Source organism: Enterococcus sp. SB12, from assembly GCF_030910025.2.
Taxonomy (GTDB): domain Bacteria; phylum Bacillota; class Bacilli; order Lactobacillales; family Enterococcaceae; genus Enterococcus_B; species Enterococcus_B faecium.
This window is the reverse complement of record NZ_CP175675.1, coordinates 2387588-2403107: the sequence shown is the minus strand read 5'-3', so window position 1 is coordinate 2403107 and position 15520 is coordinate 2387588. Positions and strand designations below refer to the sequence as shown.

Sequence of the window (15520 nt, the reverse complement as noted above, 5' to 3'; positions counted from 1 at the left end):
GTAAGGTGCGTTATATCGAAATATCTGATTTGACCTTTTACTATGATGATGAACCTGTACTAGAAGATGTCTCTTATCATGTAGATGCGGGTGAATTTGTCATTTTAACTGGAGAAAATGGAGCAGCCAAGTCAACCTTGGTGAAAGCATCGTTAGGATTACTGAAACCTTCAAAAGGAATGATAAAGATTGTTGAGAAAAATCAAGAAGGAAAAAAATTAAGTATCGGTTATATTCCTCAACAAGTTGCATCTTTCAATGCAGGTTTTCCTAGTACGGTGATCGAATTAGTCCGTTCAGGAAGATATCCAAGAGGCCGCTGGTTCAAGCGTCTCTCTGAAAAAGATCATCAACATGTACAGCGTGCTTTAGAAGCTGTAGGGATGTGGGATATGCGAAATCGGCGAATAGGTGAATTGTCTGGCGGACAAAAGCAGCGAATCAGTTTAGCGCGTATTTTTGCTACTGACCCTGACTTATTTGTTCTTGATGAACCAACAACAGGTATGGATGAAGAATCCAGAAATGAATTTTATCGTCTTCTCCGACATAGTGCGCATGTCCATGGGAAATCAGTTCTAATGATCACCCATGATCATGAAGATATCAAACAGTATGCGGACAGACAGATCCGACTGGTGAGAAAGGAGGATTCTCAATGGCGTTGCTTTCATATGAATTCATGAGAAGAGCGTTTCTTGCCGCTATCTTCATTGCCGGAATCGCCCCGATGCTAGGTGTGTTTTTAGTGATCAGAAGACAATCGCTGATGGCTGATACGCTTTCTCATGTCTCTTTAGCAGGGGTAGCGTTAGGATTCTTTTTGAACCTTAATCCTACACTTACGACCATGCTAGTCGTTGTATTAGCAGCTGTGATATTGGAGTATCTGCGAACGATCTACCGAACCTATTCAGAAATCTCCATTGCCATTTTAATGGCTGGTGGTTTGGCGCTAGCGTTAGTATTGATGAATTTGAGCGGAGGGAATTCAGCAACAAGTATCCAATCCTATCTGTTTGGTTCGATCGTGACCATTACATGGGAGCAAGTCATCTTTTTAGGAATCTTATTCGTTGCCATCGGTATATTGTTCTTTTTATTCAAACGGCCGATGTATGTTCTGACTTTTGATGAAGATACCGCCCACGTGGATGGGCTACCCGTTCATTTGATGTCGATGATGTTCAATGTGATTACTGGTGTGGCTATTGCTGTGATGATCCCGATTGCCGGTGCACTTTTGATATCCGCAATCATGGTTCTTCCCGCAGCAATCGGTATGCGATTAGGCAAAAGCTTCAATGTCGTGATTGCTATCAGTGTTTGTGTAGGATTTCTAGGGATGCTGTCAGGACTAACTAGCTCGTTTTATCTAGATACACCTCCAGGAGCAACAATCACATTAGTCTTTATTGCTTTGTTCCTGATTGTAAATATCATCAAACGAATATTGGTTGCCTTCAGAAGAAAAAATAACTAAATTATAAAGAAAAGAAGCCTTATAAAAACGAAAAATTTTTTATAGGCTTCTTTTTATTTTAATAAATACCGAACTATTTTCTTATTTTTTCATAAAATGCTCGAATTTTTGAAGAAAAACTTATATAATGTAAAACGATAAAATTTCTTAAAAGGAGTTGGAATAGGTGAAAGTACGTCGCAGTGAACGTCTAGTTGACATGACACAGTATTTATTGAATCACCCGCATGAATTGATTTCCTTAACAAGCTTTGCCGAACGTTATGAATCTGCTAAATCTTCTATCAGTGAAGATTTGGGAATCATCAAGAAAACATTTAAAGAACGAGGGTATGGAACCTTGGAAACAATCCCAGGTGCTGCAGGTGGTGTATTGTTCATCCCTGAAATTTCATATGAAGAGGCGAAAAAATATATTGAATCTCTAGCAGAACGTCTATCAGAACAAGACCGTCTGCTTCCAGGAGGATATGTTTATCTCTCTGATTTGTTAGGAGAACCTGAACTGCTGCGTCAAGTTGGAAGAATCATTGCTTCTAAATACCTTGGTGAAAAAATCGATGCTGTAATGACTGTAGCCACAAAAGGCGTACCTATTGCCCAAGCTGTGTCCTATTATCTGAATGCGCCATTCGTTATTGTACGCCGGGACTCAAAAATAACAGAAGGATCAACAGTAAGTGTCAACTATGTGTCTGGATCTTCTGAAAGAATTGAAAAGATGGAACTGTCTAAGAGAAGTTTGAAACGTGGTTCACGTGTCCTTGTAGTGGATGATTTCATGAAAGGCGGCGGAACAGTCAACGGAATGAAGAGCTTGATTGAAGAATTCGAATCAGAACTTGTTGGCATCACTGTATTTGCCGAATCAAAATTCAACGGTCATCGCGCCATCGATGATTATACGTCACTGCTTTATGTCAAAGATGTAGATACTCAAACGAAAAATATTACGGTTGTGCCGGGAAATTATTTTTCAGAATAAGAGGTTGTGAAAAAGCCGCTTAGTTTCGAGTATTAAGAAAAATTTTGTGAAAATGGCTTTCCACATTTTTGCATAAATTTGGCTTAATACCGAGAAACTGGCTTTTGAACACCGTTTATCTAGAGGTTGTGAAATCAGCGTCCTGTCCTGAGTATTAGCTCAATAAACGGAAAAATTGCTCCTCATATTTTGCCGTTTATTGAGCTAATACCGAAGGTCAGCTGATTGAAAACCGTTTAATGAAGAGGTTGTAAGCCTACCGTTTAACTCTAAGTCACAAGAAACGATTTCAAAAAACAGCTTTTCATGTTTTATGAGTAGTGTGACTTGTGACCGAGGAGTTGGCAGGAGAGCACCGGTTACCAAATAGATAGGCCCGTTATGGTCTATCTATTTTTTTATCCAGAAAACGCTGGGATAAAAGAAAATCACTTGTTTTGTTGAAAAAATGGGTATACTGGGATAAACTGAAATCAGCAAACTATATTTAGGAGTGACGCAGTTGGACGCACGTTATGCAATTATTTTGGCGGCAGGGAAAGGTACCCGCATGAAGTCAAAATTATATAAAGTTTTACATCCCGTTTCTGGTAAACCTATGGTAGAACATATCATTAATCGGGTCAGTGAAACGAAACCAGATGAAGTGATTACGATCGTTGGACACGGAGCAGAACAAGTTAAAGCACAACTAGGAGAACGCAGTAAATATGCGTTACAAGCAGAACAATTGGGAACAGGACATGCTGTTTTGCAAGCTGCTTCTTTCTTGGAAGGAAAAAAAGGAACAACGTTAGTTATCAGTGGCGATACACCATTATTGACTACTGAAACGCTGAACAATCTTTTTGAATATCACCAAGGAAAAAATGCAAGTGCAACGATCTTGACGGCACAAGCAGAAAACCCAACAGGATATGGACGAATCATCCGTGACCATATTGGGATCGTAGAAAAAATCGTGGAACAAAAAGATGCAACACCAGAAGAAGCTCTTGTACAAGAAATCAATACAGGAACTTACTGTTTTGACAACGAAGCTTTGTTCGATGCGTTAAGCAAAGTTGGAACAAACAATGCTCAAGGTGAATACTATCTAACAGATATCATCGAAATCTTAAAAGAAGAAGGCAATACAGTTGCTGCTTATCAAACGGATGATTTTGAAGAATCAATGGGAGTCAATGATCGGATCGCGTTAGCTAAAGCAAATGAGATCATGAGAAAGCGAATTAACCAGATGCATATGGTCAATGGCGTAAGCTTTGTCGATTCAGCAACGACATACATCGATGCAGGCGTAGAAATCGGTCCAGACACATTGATCGAAGCAGGTGTACAAATCCAAGGAAATACAGTCATCGGTTCTGATTGTGTCATCGGGGCACATTCAAAAATCGTAGACAGTAGGATTGAGGATCACGTCGTCATTGAAAACTCAGTCATTGAAAGCAGCCATGTCAAGAAACATGCAGATGTGGGACCTTATGCACATTTACGACCAAAAGCTGAAATTGGCGAAAACGTCCATATCGGAAACTTTGTGGAAGTGAAAAATGCTCAAATCGGCAAAGGAACTAAAGTCGGTCACTTGACTTATGTTGGTGATGCTACGCTGGGAGAAGAAATCAATGTCGGATGTGGTGTTGTCTTCGTCAACTATGATGGAAAGAACAAACATCATACGACTGTCGGCGACCACAGCTTTATTGGTTCTAGCACGAATATCATCGGACCTGTCGAGGTAGCTAAAAACAGTTCGATTGCTGCAGGGTCAACAATTACAGACAATATTCCAGAATATGCGCTGGCAATTGCGAGAGCAAGACAAGTCAATAAAGAAGGATATGCAAAAAAACTCCCTTATCTAAACTAAGACTTTTGCAAAATCACTTGATTTATTTAAAAAATATGACTACTATTTATTAGGTAGAATTCTAGAGTTGTGAAAAAGAAAGTGGAGGTCCCCATGTCAAAACATTACTTTGACCCAAGATTAAAAATTTTTGCGTTAAATTCTAATCGCCCATTAGCAGAGAAAATTGCAGCAGCAGTCGGCGTCGAGTTAGGAAAATCATCTGTTACTCAATTTAGTGATGGAGAAATTCAAGTAAACATTGAAGAAAGTATTCGTGGATCGCATGTCTATGTTATTCAATCAACGAGCAGCCCAGTCAATGATAACTTGATGGAGTTGCTGATCATGATTGACGCACTGAAACGAGCAAGTGCAAAAACAATCAACGTAGTCATGCCTTATTATGGCTATGCGCGTCAAGACCGTAAAGCACGTGCACGGGAACCAATCACAGCGAAATTAGTAGCAAACATGATTCAAAAAGCTGGTGCAACAAGAATGCTGACTTTGGACCTTCATGCAGTCCAAATCCAAGGTTTCTTTGATATTCCAGTCGATCATTTGATGGGTGCGCCACTTATTGCCAATTATTTCTTAGAAAAAGGAATCAAAGGCGATGATGTTGTCGTTGTTTCACCAGACCATGGTGGTGTCACACGGGCACGTAAATTAGCGGAATTTTTGAAATCTCCGATTGCGATCATAGACAAACGCCGTCCAAAAGCAAATGTTGCAGAAGTAATGAATATCATTGGACAAGTCAAAGGCAAAACTTGTGTACTGATCGATGATATGATCGATACAGCAGGTACGATCACATTGGCTGCCAATGCTTTGAAAGAAGCTGGTGCAACTAGTGTGTATGCTTCATGTACACATCCAGTATTATCCGGCCCTGCTTTACAAAGAATAGAAGATTCAGCTATCGAGCGTCTAGTTGTTACAGACTCGATCTATCTTCCAGAAGATCGTAAAATCGACAAAATCGATGAAGTAAGTGTTGGCGGACTAATGGGAGATGCAATCAAACGTATCCATGAAAACAAACCAGTTAGTCCATTGTTTGAAACAAAAAATAAATAATAAATAAACTCACAAAGGGGAGTCCAATTGGGCTGAGATTGAATCTATTTCTAAACCCTTCGTACCTGTATCGGTTATGCGAGCGTAGGAATTGTGAATAAACAGCTGTTTGACTATTTTCGAAAGCTGCTTCCTCCTTTGTGACTTTTTTATTCAAAGGAGGAAGTTTTTTTATGGGAAAAAATAGAGTTTGGGTAGAAGGAACGATTGTTGCAGCGTTAGCGATGGTGTTGTCGTTGATTCCGATCCAGATCGGCAGCAGTTTTTCTATTTCATTAGGGCAGATTCCATTGACCCTTTTTGCGTTAAGAAGAGGGACAAAGGCAGGGATGCTGGCAGGTTTCATTTGGGGCATCCTACATTTTCCGTTGGGACAAGTTTATTATTTAAGTGTCGTTCAAGTGTTGATTGAGTACCCGATTGCCTATACTTTTGCAGGCGCAGCAGGGCTCATGGCTTCAAATGTCCAAAAAGGCTATGTAGACGATAATACGAAACAAATTAGAAAAAGCATCGTGTTTGGTGCATTGATTGGCGCACTTTCCAGATATTTTTGGCATTTTATTGCAGGAGTGGTTTTCTGGGGAGCGTATGCACTATGGGGGATGAATCCTTGGCTCTTTTCTTTCGTAATGAATGGTGCCAGCGGGTTGAGTACAGCTATTGTAACGATCATCGTTTTATTAGGGATCCAACAAACGATTCCTTCGATTTTTGTGCCAGATAAACGACAGGAGCTGTAAATAAAAAAGAAGCAAGAAACTTGAGACAGAATCATGTCCTAGTTTCTTGTTTCCTTTTTATTTTTTGATAAGAAATAGATCTACTTCAATGGCAGATAAGAAAGATCGGCATCTTCCACCAATTGCCAGTGTCGATCGGTGACAGAGTAGATTAAAGTAGCGATGATTTCCTCTTCTCGATACCGGGTGCCTTTTAATTTCCAAATATAATCTTCAATCACATAGATTGGGATACGATATTCACCATCGATCAAACCAACTTGATCAAAAGAAAAAATGATCCCTTCCTGCATCAAATTACGCATTTCTTTCAATAATTCCACACTGATTTTTTCAACAGGTGTTTCTTTTTTGAAAAAAGATTTTTTTACATTGATCTTATCTGACAAGATCGAACTTAATTTACTAGCAAAAATCCTATAAAATTCATCTAAATAGCGATAATAAATCCGATTCAGCTGATCATTAAGATCGAAGTATACAAAATTATTCTGTAGTTTATAAAAAAACGGCGAATGAAGATGTGTTTTCATATGACCAAAATATAATAATTCTGAAATTTCTAAAGGTGTCAATTCTTTCAGCATCGTTAAATCAGTAAAGTCGATCCACTTCAATTCATCGAATCCACGCCTGTTACGAGAAGAGGAAAAGAAACGCTGAATATTTTCTGTACCACGGATTACTTTCAGCCCTGTATGGGATTCATATTCTCCAGCAGAAGCAGATGGATCAAGCAAGAGCAAGTTTTGAGGAAAATGCACGATACTGTTTGCAAAGTCAGTAGCAGTCAGCCCTTTTGTTAAAACAGCATTACTTGTGGTATCAATATGTACATAAACTGACTCAGTCATCATGTTCCTCCTCTTATTTCCTCTTAATCTCTTTTATTTTACAACATTTGCATTAAAAAAGCTTGTTTCTTTTATTTTAAAATTCCATTACAAAATCACGTTTTCATTGAAAACACTCTCATTTTCAATTAATTTTTGTGATTTTTGTATTTTTTATTTAAAGGAGGTTTTATGAATTGTTTTCTTATGGAATCTACAAAGTCGAATACGAGACTCATGACCTTTTTATGACGTACTGGTATACTTGAAGAAAAAGGAGAGAGCGATGGAGATAAAAAAAGTTTACTTTTCACAGAAAATGTCGCTGTATTCGCCTATCCAGCAAGCAAAACAACCCCTTCCATTTTTTCAAAGTCATCAAGAAAGTAGAGACGCTTTTTGGCGTTCTGCAAAAAAGCAATGTGCTTTTAAAGCAGTATCGAAAAAATATACCGTCTATTTTACTATTGCTAAAAGTAGAGGAGATGTTATTTTTAATAATCTGTTGATTGAAGGTGAAACTTTTGAATGGAAAAAATTTTTTCGGTATATGGAAGCTTGCGCTCGTTTTTTTATTAAAGAAAACTGTTGTTTTTTATTTCAATCTCCTCTATCAGAAGAATGGTTGCGTATTTTTCATAAAAACGGCTATCAAGGAACCACACAATTAAATAAAAAGCTGGTCTATCATACAGCACTTGTTTTAGGTGGAGGAGGAGCGCACGGTGCTTATCAGATTGGTGTGTGGCAGGCGCTGAAGGAACATGATATCAACTTTGAGATTATCACAGGTACCTCGGTAGGTGCGTTGAACGGCGCATTGATTTTACAAGGAGATATGAAAAAAGCTGTGAATTTATGGAAAAAGCTGTCGACAAGACAAGTGCTTGCGTTACCAGAAATGGCTGCGGTTGAAGACCTTCGTGAACGCTTCTATCGAGAAAGACGCCAAATGACGAAAACAGCACTAATTGAAGGCGGGGTTTCTTCTGCTCCATTGGAAAAGATGGTCAAAGACAATTTGGATTTGTCCTTACTCAAACATAATCCCAAAATACGTTTATATACGGTGTCTACTAAACTGCCAGAACTAGCGGAAGTAGTGACTGATATCCAACAGACAAAAACAGAAGAAATACCAGATTGGATACTCGCCTCTGCTTCATTTTATCCCGCTATGGCTTATCGAAAGATCGGAAAAAATAAATATGCAGACGGTGGGTATCGCAACAAAATACCTATTGATATTGCGATTAACAAAGGAGCAACAGAGGCATTTGTCGTAGATGTGCAAGGGCCAGGCCCAGCGAAAAAAATTCGTATGCCAGACATTTTTATCCATTGGAAATGTCAAACATTGTGGACACTAGGCAGCTTTCTGCTTTTTGATAGCCAAAGGAACCAATTAAATTTACAATTAGGCTATCTGGAAATGAAAAAACGATTAGGCTATTACTATGGGAACTGGTATACATTTCATTCTGTTAAACCTGCAAGAACATACTGGCGAGGATTTTTGTCTTACTTAACAAAAGAAATTCAGTTAGAATTATCTTTTTTCAAAACGCGAATTGTAAAATTAAGTTAGAAAAATAAAAAGGCATTTATGGTACACTCAAATTGTATTTCCGACGAAAGAAAACAAAGGAGTGTAACTATAAATGACCTACAAACATCTTACCATAGACGAACTGACAATGATAGAATCATATTATCTTCAACATAATAAGCCGGTTGAAATCGCTAACCGAATGGGACGTGCTATACAAACTATTTATAGTGTAGTCAATAAGTTCAAGCAAGGCAAGACTGCTCTTGATTATTGGCACCAGTATAAAGAAAATAAGAAAAAATGTGGGAGAAAAGTCATTCAATTACCTGCTCATGAAGTAGATTACATTAAAGAGAAAGTCACTCTTGGTTGGACGCCTGACGTCATTATCGGGCGAAAAGAAAGGCCTGTTTCATGCGGTATGAGAACACTTTATCGTTTATTTTCTAAAGGAATATTTGATATTGACACACTACCGATGAAAGGTAAAAGAAAACCCAATGGCCATCAGGAAAAACGGGGAAAACAACAGTATCAGCGCTCAATCCATGATCGACCTGATAATTATCCTGATTTCAATTCTGAGTTTGGTCACCTTGAAGGTGATACGATCGTTGGCATTCATCATAAAAGTGCCGTCATTACTTTAGTTGAAAGATTATCTAAAGTCATTATCACGATTAAACCCAACGGCCGTAAGGCATTAGATATTGAAACTGCCCTTAATCAATGGTTTTCTCGCTTCCCTAAAAACTTCTTTAAATCTATTACGTTTGACTGTGGAAAAGAATTTTCTAACTGGAAAGCCATTAGTAACCAACATGATATTGATATATATTTTGCGGACCCTGGAACACCTTCTCAACGCCCATTAAACGAGAATTCTAACGGGATTCTGCGTCGTAATGGACTGCCGAAATCAATGGATTTTAGAGAAGTGAATCAGACATTTATTTCCAGTGTCAGCAATCAACGTAATCATATTCCAAGAAAATCATTGAATTACAGAACACCAATCGAAATATTTTTGAGCTATGTACAAGAAGCATTTTATTCTAGCTTAATTTGACAAATCATAAAAGCATAAAATTTTGGCAAAAACTGCGTAATTTATATAAGAACAGGGTCGTACCAGAGACATGCGGATTGGCGATGCTAGAACTTTTAGCAAAAAAACATTTTTTACTGCCCAATGAAATCTATCAAGTAGACATGATGATTCAAATGATCTGCCAACAAGATATAAAAAGTATGCCGGATGATTTATTGGCACAAATTGGTCAATTAAGTACTGAAGAATGGCGAAGGTATCGAAAATACCAACAAAAAATACAAAATGAGCGCACGAAAACTGTTTATTTTGATTATCTGCTACAAGGAAAACGCAAGGATCGTTTGCAGCATGAATTGCTTAAGCAACCAGTTGACACATTACTGATCCTATATTTATATTATCTCAAGGAGGAACAACCATGGCACAAGAATTTTCATATGAAATCGTAGAAGAAATCGCTATATTGTCAGAAAACAACAAGGGGTGGCGTAAAGAACTGAACCTAGTCAGCTGGAATGGTCGCCCGCCAAAATTCGATCTTCGAGATTGGGCGCCAGACCATGAAAAAATGGGGAAAGGCCTGACATTGACGAACGAAGAGTTTGAACAACTGCAAAAAGCAATAGAAAATATGTAATGAGGAAGGACCCTGTCGAATGAAAAGTATGACTGGTTTTGGCAAAGCCATCCGCGAAACAAAAGCGTATCAGTTAGATATTGAAATAAAAAGTGTCAACCAGCGTTTTCTAGATGTTCAAATACGAAGTCCTAAAATCCTGAACTTTGTTGAAAACGATTTTCGTCAGCTTATTAAACAGCAGTTAAGCCGCGGTCGAATCGAAGTATTTGTGAATCTAGCTTATATTGACAAAAACGAAAAACAGATCGTCATCAACTGGGAATTGATTGATTCACTTATCACTCAATTGACAGACGGAATTCAACAACGATACGGTAGTCAAAATCAAGTGTCAATTAGTCGGATGGCGGAACGCTTCGCGCTGGACGAAAACTTCGTAACGGTAGAAGAAAAACCGGAAGAGAGCATGGAAGAATTGGCACAGTTAGCTCTAGATACATTGAAAAGCGCACTTGATTCTATTGAGGCGAGTCGAGAAAAAGAAGGTCAAGCTTTAGCTTTAGTGTTGAAAAAGAATACTGAAGAATTCAAAGAAGTACTAAAAAAACTCGATAGTTTTGTAGAAATCTATGAAAAGGAATTTCAAATAAGGTATCAAAAAAAGCTGGAGGAATTTCTTGGAGCGAAAGTCGATGAGCAACGGTTGTTGACGGAGCTAGCCATCTTGTTGGAACGCGGAGATATTCACGAGGAACTGGATCGTCTGGCGATCCATGTACAAAAACTAGATGAACTTATCGAAGCACAATGTCCTGTAGGTCGGGAATTAGATTTCCTGATCCAAGAAATGAATCGGGAAATCAACACGATCGGTTCCAAATCAAATGCAATCGAAATTAAAAATCAAGTCGTCCAGTCTAAGACGATCTTAGAAAAAATCAGAGAGCAAGTACAAAATATTGAATGACGAAAGAGGTAGAGATAATGAAATACTATGACGTAACGTTCCACGAATTAAGTGGAAAAACTGTTGTAAAACGGGATATCCCTTCTGAAAAAAACGGCTTTGACGTATGGAAAGATGCCTGTGCAGACTATAATGAGAACGAACTGTTTATTTTGATCAACGACGGTGCTTACGTGACGATGAATCGGAAATTTATTGTTCGAATCGACACAGAAGAGGTAGAAGATCCGACAGAAAAAGCACGTTCTCGAAAAGATGAAATCATGGGTGTAGTGAATACTTTGTCCAATATGGGCTTTTAGCAAGGATGCTGAACAAAGAAATACAATAAATAATCAGAATTGGATTTCTTCGCTTAGCTTCTTTGCTCTAGGAATACATTTAAAGGTTGTGACAAAATTCGTGTCACAATCTTTTTTTATTTTGAATAAGTGATGTTCAAAAACCATTTTCTCGGTATTAAGCCAAATTTATGCAAAAATGTGAGAAACTATTTTCACAAAATTTTTCTTCATACTCGAAACTAATCGGCTTCTTCACGACCTCTTATACACGGCGTTCAAAAGCTTGCATCTGCGGTAATAAGCCCAACCAAACGAAAAACATGAGAAGCTGTTTATGTTTGGCTGTTCTTATTACTTGATGCAGGACAGCTTTTTTACGACCTCTTGGTACAGGGTAGCTTTTTTACCAATTTCTAGCTATAATTAAAGATAACCTTGAAAGTTGCAGAAAAAAAGTGCAAAATAAACGATAAGTACAAAAAGACTAGTTGAAAGGACGTCGTCATGTCAGAGCGTGGATTATTAATCGTGTTGTCTGGTCCATCCGGTGTAGGAAAAGGCACAGTACGAAAAGCAATTTTTGAGAGTGAGGATAATGATTTTCAGTATTCGATCTCAATGACTACCCGTAAAATGCGTGAAGGGGAGGTCGAAGGCGTTGATTATTTCTTCCGAAGCAAAGAAGAGTTTGAATCAATGATCGAAGCTGGAGAGATGCTGGAATACGCAGAATATGTCGGGAATTATTATGGAACTCCTTTGTCATATGTCAACAAGACATTGGATGAAGGAAAAGATGTTTTCTTGGAGATTGAAGTCCAAGGAGCAAAACAAGTCAAAGAAAAAGTGCCCGATGGCGTATTCATCTTTTTGACTCCGCCAGATTTAGCGGAATTAAAATCACGGATCGTAGGCCGAGGAACAGATGCAGATGAAGTAATCGAAGAACGAATGAAAGTTGCAAAAGAAGAAATCGAAATGATGGCTCTTTACGACTATGCTGTTGTAAATGATGAAGTGCCGCTAGCAGTTGAACGAATCAAAAACATTATTGCCAGTGAACATTTTCGAGTAGATCGCGTAATCGGTAAATATATTAAAATGTTAAAGGAGATGTAGTCTTATGATGTTAAAACCTTCAATTGACTCACTATTAGATCGTGTAAATTCAAAATATTCTCTAGTGATTTTAGCAAGTAAACGCGCGCATGAATTGGATGCAAGTGCACAGCCTACTCTAGATTCTTTTGATTCAGTAAAAAGCGTCGGTCAAGCTTTAGAAGAAATCGATGCAGGAAATGTAGTCAATGATCCACATCCTGAATTAAAACGTGAACGTTTGAAGATGGAAGAAGAGGAACGTCAAGCACAAAAAGAGCGTGAACAACACGAATTGGAATCACGTATCCGTGAAGAGCAAAAAATGTAATAAAGAAAAATAGAGCGAACATCTAAAAAGAAAAGCAAACCCAGCTGTTTCCTTTTCAAACATTCGCCACTTATTGTCTGGTAGAAAAGGCTGTGTCTGAACTTTTTGACACAGTTCTTTTTTTTCTTATCTGCTGTTAATTTTTTGTTAGGATTTGGCAGAAAATAAGACAAATCCATCGATCTCTAGTAAAATAGGCAAGGAACTTTTTGTCGCTTGATAAGAAAAGACAAAAAAAGGAGGAAACGAACCATGACATTAACAGCTGAAGTCATTGTGGACGTACCTACTATGCAGACCGATCAGCCATTCACTTATTTGGTTCCCTCTGAAATGGAAACAGCTTTGCAAGTCGGGATGCGAGTAGAAGTCCCTTTTGGTAATGGCAATCGTCATGTCCAAGGATTTGTTATGGCTATCCAAAAATCAGAAGAATCAGCTAATCCATCTTTGAAGGCAGTTATTCGTTTGCTAGACCTTGCTCCGGTGGTCAATGAAGAATTGCTTTCATTAGCTGATTATATGAAAAAAATTACTTACGCATTCAAAATCACTTGTCTACAAACGATGCTTCCGAGTGTGATGAAAGCAGAATATGATAAATTGATCTATCCTTTGGCAGACACACCAGAAGTTCAGGTATTGTTTGATCAGCGAGAAGTGATTTCCTGGAAGGAAGCAGAAGAAGAAGGCAGCCTTTCTCAATTGATTCGCTGGCGCCAAGAGCAATTAGTAGATATCAAATATGAAGTCCATACACGAAATAAAGTAAAAACGATTCGTTTGGTCCGTTCTTTGTTAACTGAAAAGCAAATCGAAGAAGAATGGGCAAAATTACGGCAAAATGCCAAGAAACAAAAAGAACTTCTTTTGTGTTTATCTGAACTGAGCCAAGAAGAACCAATTGCTTATTTCAAAAATAAAGGAATCAGTACTGCTGTCTTGAATCAAGGAAAAGAAAAGGGCTGGCTGGAGTTTATAGAATCAGAACGTTATCGCGACCCTTATAAAGACCGAGTATTTGACCAAACGACGGCATTGGAACTGAATGCAGAACAAAAAAATGCTGTCGAACAAATCATCACAGCAGGTCAGCAGCAAAAAGATCAGGTCTTTTTGCTGGAGGGAATCACTGGCAGCGGGAAAACAGAAGTATATCTTCAGGCAATCGCTGATGTTTTGTCAGAAAATAAAACGGCGATCATGTTAGTGCCTGAAATCGCATTGACTCCGCAAATGGTCGAGCGATTCAAAGGACGCTTCGGAGAATCAGTTGCGGTCTTACATAGCGGACTTTCCCAAGGTGAAAAATATGATGAATGGCGCAAGATTGAGCGGGAAGAAGCGCAAGTAGTAGTAGGCGCACGATCTGCTATTTTTGCCCCGCTGAAAAATATCGGGCTGATCATTATCGATGAAGAACATGAATCAAGTTACAAACAAGATGAGACACCGCGTTATCATGCGAGAGATCTAGCAATTTGGCGCAGTAAATATCATCATTGCCCAATAGTTCTAGGAAGCGCGACGCCCTCTTTAGAATCAAGAGCACGAGCTCAAAAAGGCGTTTATCAGTTATTGCAGTTGAACCACCGAGCCAAAGCAGCTGCACAGCTTCCAGCTATTGAGATCGTAGATATGCGTGAAGAGTTTCAGAATCATCGGACCTCTACTTTTTCTGCTAATTTGCAGGAAAAAATACAAAATCGATTAGACAAAAAAGAACAAACTGTCCTATTGCTCAATCGTCGAGGATATTCGTCTTTTGTGATGTGTAGGGACTGTGGATTTGTTCTTCCATGTCCTAATTGCGATATCTCTCTTACACTGCATATGGATACACGTTCAATGCGCTGCCATTATTGCGGACATGAAGAACCTATTCCCAATCGCTGTCCTAATTGTGGCGGCAATAAAATCCGCTACTATGGAACAGGTACTCAAAAAGTAGAAGAGGAACTCCGAGAACTTTATCCGCAAGCTAGGATTTTGCGTATGGATGTAGATACCACTCGAAGAAAAGGGGCACACGAACAGATTTTACAAAAATTCGGTGCAAAAGAAGCAGATATATTATTAGGGACACAAATGATTGCTAAAGGTTTGGACTTTCCAGAAGTGACATTAGTTGGGGTGTTGAATGCTGATACCTCCCTGAATTTACCGGATTTTCGTTCTAGTGAGCATACATTCCAATTGCTTACCCAAGTTTCAGGACGAGCAGGGCGAGCGGAAAAAGCAGGCGAAGTCGTGATCCAAACATTCAATCCTCAACATTACGCCATAGAATTGGCTAAAAAACAAAATTATGAGCAGTTTTATCAGCAGGAAATGCATGTACGGCATCGTGGAGGCTATCCTCCTTATTACTTTACTGTGAAAATAACCGCCAGCCATCCTGAAGAACAAGTAGCGGCAAAGAAAATCTTTCAGATTGCCAATCAGCTAAAAGAAGTGTTAAGCCCTCAAAGCTTGCTATTAGGGCCAACGCCCAGCATGATTTTGAGAGTGAAAAACCGATATTATTATCAACTAATCATCAAATATAAACATGAACCGAATCTTCCTCATGTTTTGGATGAAATTTTGAATGGAAGCCAGAAAGAACAGCGACAAGGTCTTTTTGTGGCAATTGACAACGAACCATTAAACTTTATTTAAGAAAGGGC

General features: G+C 38.6%; 14 protein-coding genes, 2 pseudogenes and 1 riboswitch. Of the genes and pseudogenes, 15 read left to right on the top strand and 1 reads right to left on the bottom strand.

The features are described from left to right. Positions 1–5 precede the first annotated feature (5 nt). The 6 genes from RBL01_RS11980 (at position 6) to thiT (ending at position 6152) form a co-directional block, all read left to right on the top strand. Positions 6–686, top strand: a complete 681-nt coding sequence (locus RBL01_RS11980) for a metal ABC transporter ATP-binding protein (RefSeq protein WP_002318851.1) — start codon at positions 6–8, stop codon at positions 684–686. Beyond that, complete coding sequence (locus RBL01_RS11975) at positions 659–1483, top strand: metal ABC transporter permease (protein WP_002287344.1); 825 nt, start codon at positions 659–661, stop codon at positions 1481–1483. Before RBL01_RS11980 ends, RBL01_RS11975 begins: the two co-directional genes overlap by 28 nt. 166 nt (positions 1484–1649) lie before the next feature. Beyond that, on the top strand, positions 1650–2468 hold the full coding sequence (purR, locus tag RBL01_RS11970) for a pur operon repressor (protein ID WP_002287345.1): 819 nt from the start codon (positions 1650–1652) through the stop codon (positions 2466–2468). A gap of 502 nt (positions 2469–2970) precedes the next feature. Further along, positions 2971–4344 carry a bifunctional UDP-N-acetylglucosamine diphosphorylase/glucosamine-1-phosphate N-acetyltransferase GlmU gene (glmU, locus tag RBL01_RS11965; RefSeq protein ID WP_002298200.1) on the top strand — a complete coding sequence of 458 codons (1374 nt, stop codon included), beginning with the start codon at positions 2971–2973 and terminating at the stop codon, positions 4342–4344. Between the two features lie 93 nt (positions 4345–4437). Next, positions 4438–5409 (top strand): ribose-phosphate diphosphokinase, encoded by a 972-nt coding sequence (locus RBL01_RS11960; RefSeq protein ID WP_002287347.1) that lies wholly within the window; start codon positions 4438–4440, stop codon positions 5407–5409. Positions 5410–5414: 5 nt separating this feature from the next. Further along, positions 5415–5517, top strand: a riboswitch (TPP riboswitch). A 65-nt stretch (positions 5518–5582) separates the two neighbouring features. Further along, a complete protein-coding gene (gene thiT, locus RBL01_RS11955) occupies positions 5583–6152 on the top strand; it encodes an energy-coupled thiamine transporter ThiT (RefSeq protein WP_002301201.1) in 570 nt (189 codons plus the stop codon). Positions 6153–6232: 80 nt separating this feature from the next. Here thiT and RBL01_RS11950 read toward each other — a convergent pair whose 3' ends face one another. Then, positions 6233–7006 (bottom strand): hypothetical protein, encoded by a 774-nt coding sequence (locus tag RBL01_RS11950; protein ID WP_002298196.1) that lies wholly within the window; start codon positions 7004–7006, stop codon positions 6233–6235. A 265-nt stretch (positions 7007–7271) separates the two neighbouring features. Between RBL01_RS11950 and RBL01_RS11945 the strand changes: the two are divergent. The 9 genes and pseudogenes from RBL01_RS11945 to priA form a co-directional block, all read left to right on the top strand. Beyond that, a pseudogene (locus RBL01_RS11945) lies at positions 7272–8552 on the top strand (patatin-like phospholipase family protein); the annotation flags it as partial. 94 nt (positions 8553–8646) lie between these two features. Then, positions 8647–9606: an IS30-like element IS6770 family transposase gene (locus RBL01_RS11940; RefSeq protein ID WP_002341232.1), complete on the top strand. Its 960-nt coding sequence runs from the start codon at positions 8647–8649 to the stop codon at positions 9604–9606. A 5-nt stretch (positions 9607–9611) separates the two neighbouring features. Beyond that, positions 9612–10040 (top strand): annotated as a pseudogene (locus RBL01_RS11935) (patatin-like phospholipase family protein); the annotation flags it as partial. After that, positions 10010–10228: a YdbC family protein gene (locus RBL01_RS11930; RefSeq protein ID WP_002287352.1), complete on the top strand. Its 219-nt coding sequence runs from the start codon at positions 10010–10012 to the stop codon at positions 10226–10228. The pseudogene RBL01_RS11935 and the gene RBL01_RS11930, both read left to right, overlap by 31 nt. Before the next feature lie 19 nt (positions 10229–10247). Beyond that, positions 10248–11138 carry a YicC/YloC family endoribonuclease gene (locus RBL01_RS11925; RefSeq protein WP_038809715.1) on the top strand — a complete coding sequence of 297 codons (891 nt, stop codon included), beginning with the start codon at positions 10248–10250 and terminating at the stop codon, positions 11136–11138. A gap of 17 nt (positions 11139–11155) precedes the next feature. Continuing rightward, the gene (locus RBL01_RS11920) at positions 11156–11440 is read left to right on the top strand and encodes a hypothetical protein (RefSeq protein WP_002287356.1); all 285 of its coding nucleotides are present in this window, start codon (positions 11156–11158) and stop codon (positions 11438–11440) included. A 486-nt stretch (positions 11441–11926) separates the two neighbouring features. Further along, positions 11927–12541 carry a guanylate kinase gene (gene gmk, locus RBL01_RS11915; protein WP_002287358.1) on the top strand — a complete coding sequence of 205 codons (615 nt, stop codon included), beginning with the start codon at positions 11927–11929 and terminating at the stop codon, positions 12539–12541. Positions 12542–12545: 4 nt separating this feature from the next. Beyond that, positions 12546–12851: a DNA-directed RNA polymerase subunit omega gene (rpoZ, locus tag RBL01_RS11910; protein ID WP_002287365.1), complete on the top strand. Its 306-nt coding sequence runs from the start codon at positions 12546–12548 to the stop codon at positions 12849–12851. 252 nt (positions 12852–13103) lie between these two features. Beyond that, complete coding sequence (priA, locus tag RBL01_RS11905; protein WP_002287367.1) at positions 13104–15512, top strand: primosomal protein N'; 2409 nt, start codon at positions 13104–13106, stop codon at positions 15510–15512. The last annotated feature ends 8 nt before the right edge of the window (positions 15513–15520 follow it).

What these genes read in the sequence shown, in the direction of transcription:
- RBL01_RS11975 (WP_002287344.1), top strand. Translation starts at nt 659, where the DNA reads ATGGCGTTGCTTTCATATGAATTCATGAGAAGAGCGTTTCTTGCCGCT.
- RBL01_RS11960 (WP_002287347.1), top strand. Translation starts at nt 4,438, where the DNA reads ATGTCAAAACATTACTTTGACCCAAGATTAAAAATTTTTGCGTTAAAT.
- thiT (WP_002301201.1), top strand. Translation starts at nt 5,583, where the DNA reads ATGGGAAAAAATAGAGTTTGGGTAGAAGGAACGATTGTTGCAGCGTTA.
- RBL01_RS11950 (WP_002298196.1), bottom strand. Translation starts at nt 7,006, where the DNA reads ATGACTGAGTCAGTTTATGTACATATTGATACCACAAGTAATGCTGTT.
- RBL01_RS11940 (WP_002341232.1), top strand. Translation starts at nt 8,647, where the DNA reads ATGACCTACAAACATCTTACCATAGACGAACTGACAATGATAGAATCA.
- RBL01_RS11930 (WP_002287352.1), top strand. Translation starts at nt 10,010, where the DNA reads ATGGCACAAGAATTTTCATATGAAATCGTAGAAGAAATCGCTATATTG.
- RBL01_RS11925 (WP_038809715.1), top strand. Translation starts at nt 10,248, where the DNA reads ATGAAAAGTATGACTGGTTTTGGCAAAGCCATCCGCGAAACAAAAGCG.
- RBL01_RS11920 (WP_002287356.1), top strand. Translation starts at nt 11,156, where the DNA reads ATGAAATACTATGACGTAACGTTCCACGAATTAAGTGGAAAAACTGTT.
- gmk (WP_002287358.1), top strand. Translation starts at nt 11,927, where the DNA reads ATGTCAGAGCGTGGATTATTAATCGTGTTGTCTGGTCCATCCGGTGTA.
- rpoZ (WP_002287365.1), top strand. Translation starts at nt 12,546, where the DNA reads ATGATGTTAAAACCTTCAATTGACTCACTATTAGATCGTGTAAATTCA.
- priA (WP_002287367.1), top strand. Translation starts at nt 13,104, where the DNA reads ATGACATTAACAGCTGAAGTCATTGTGGACGTACCTACTATGCAGACC.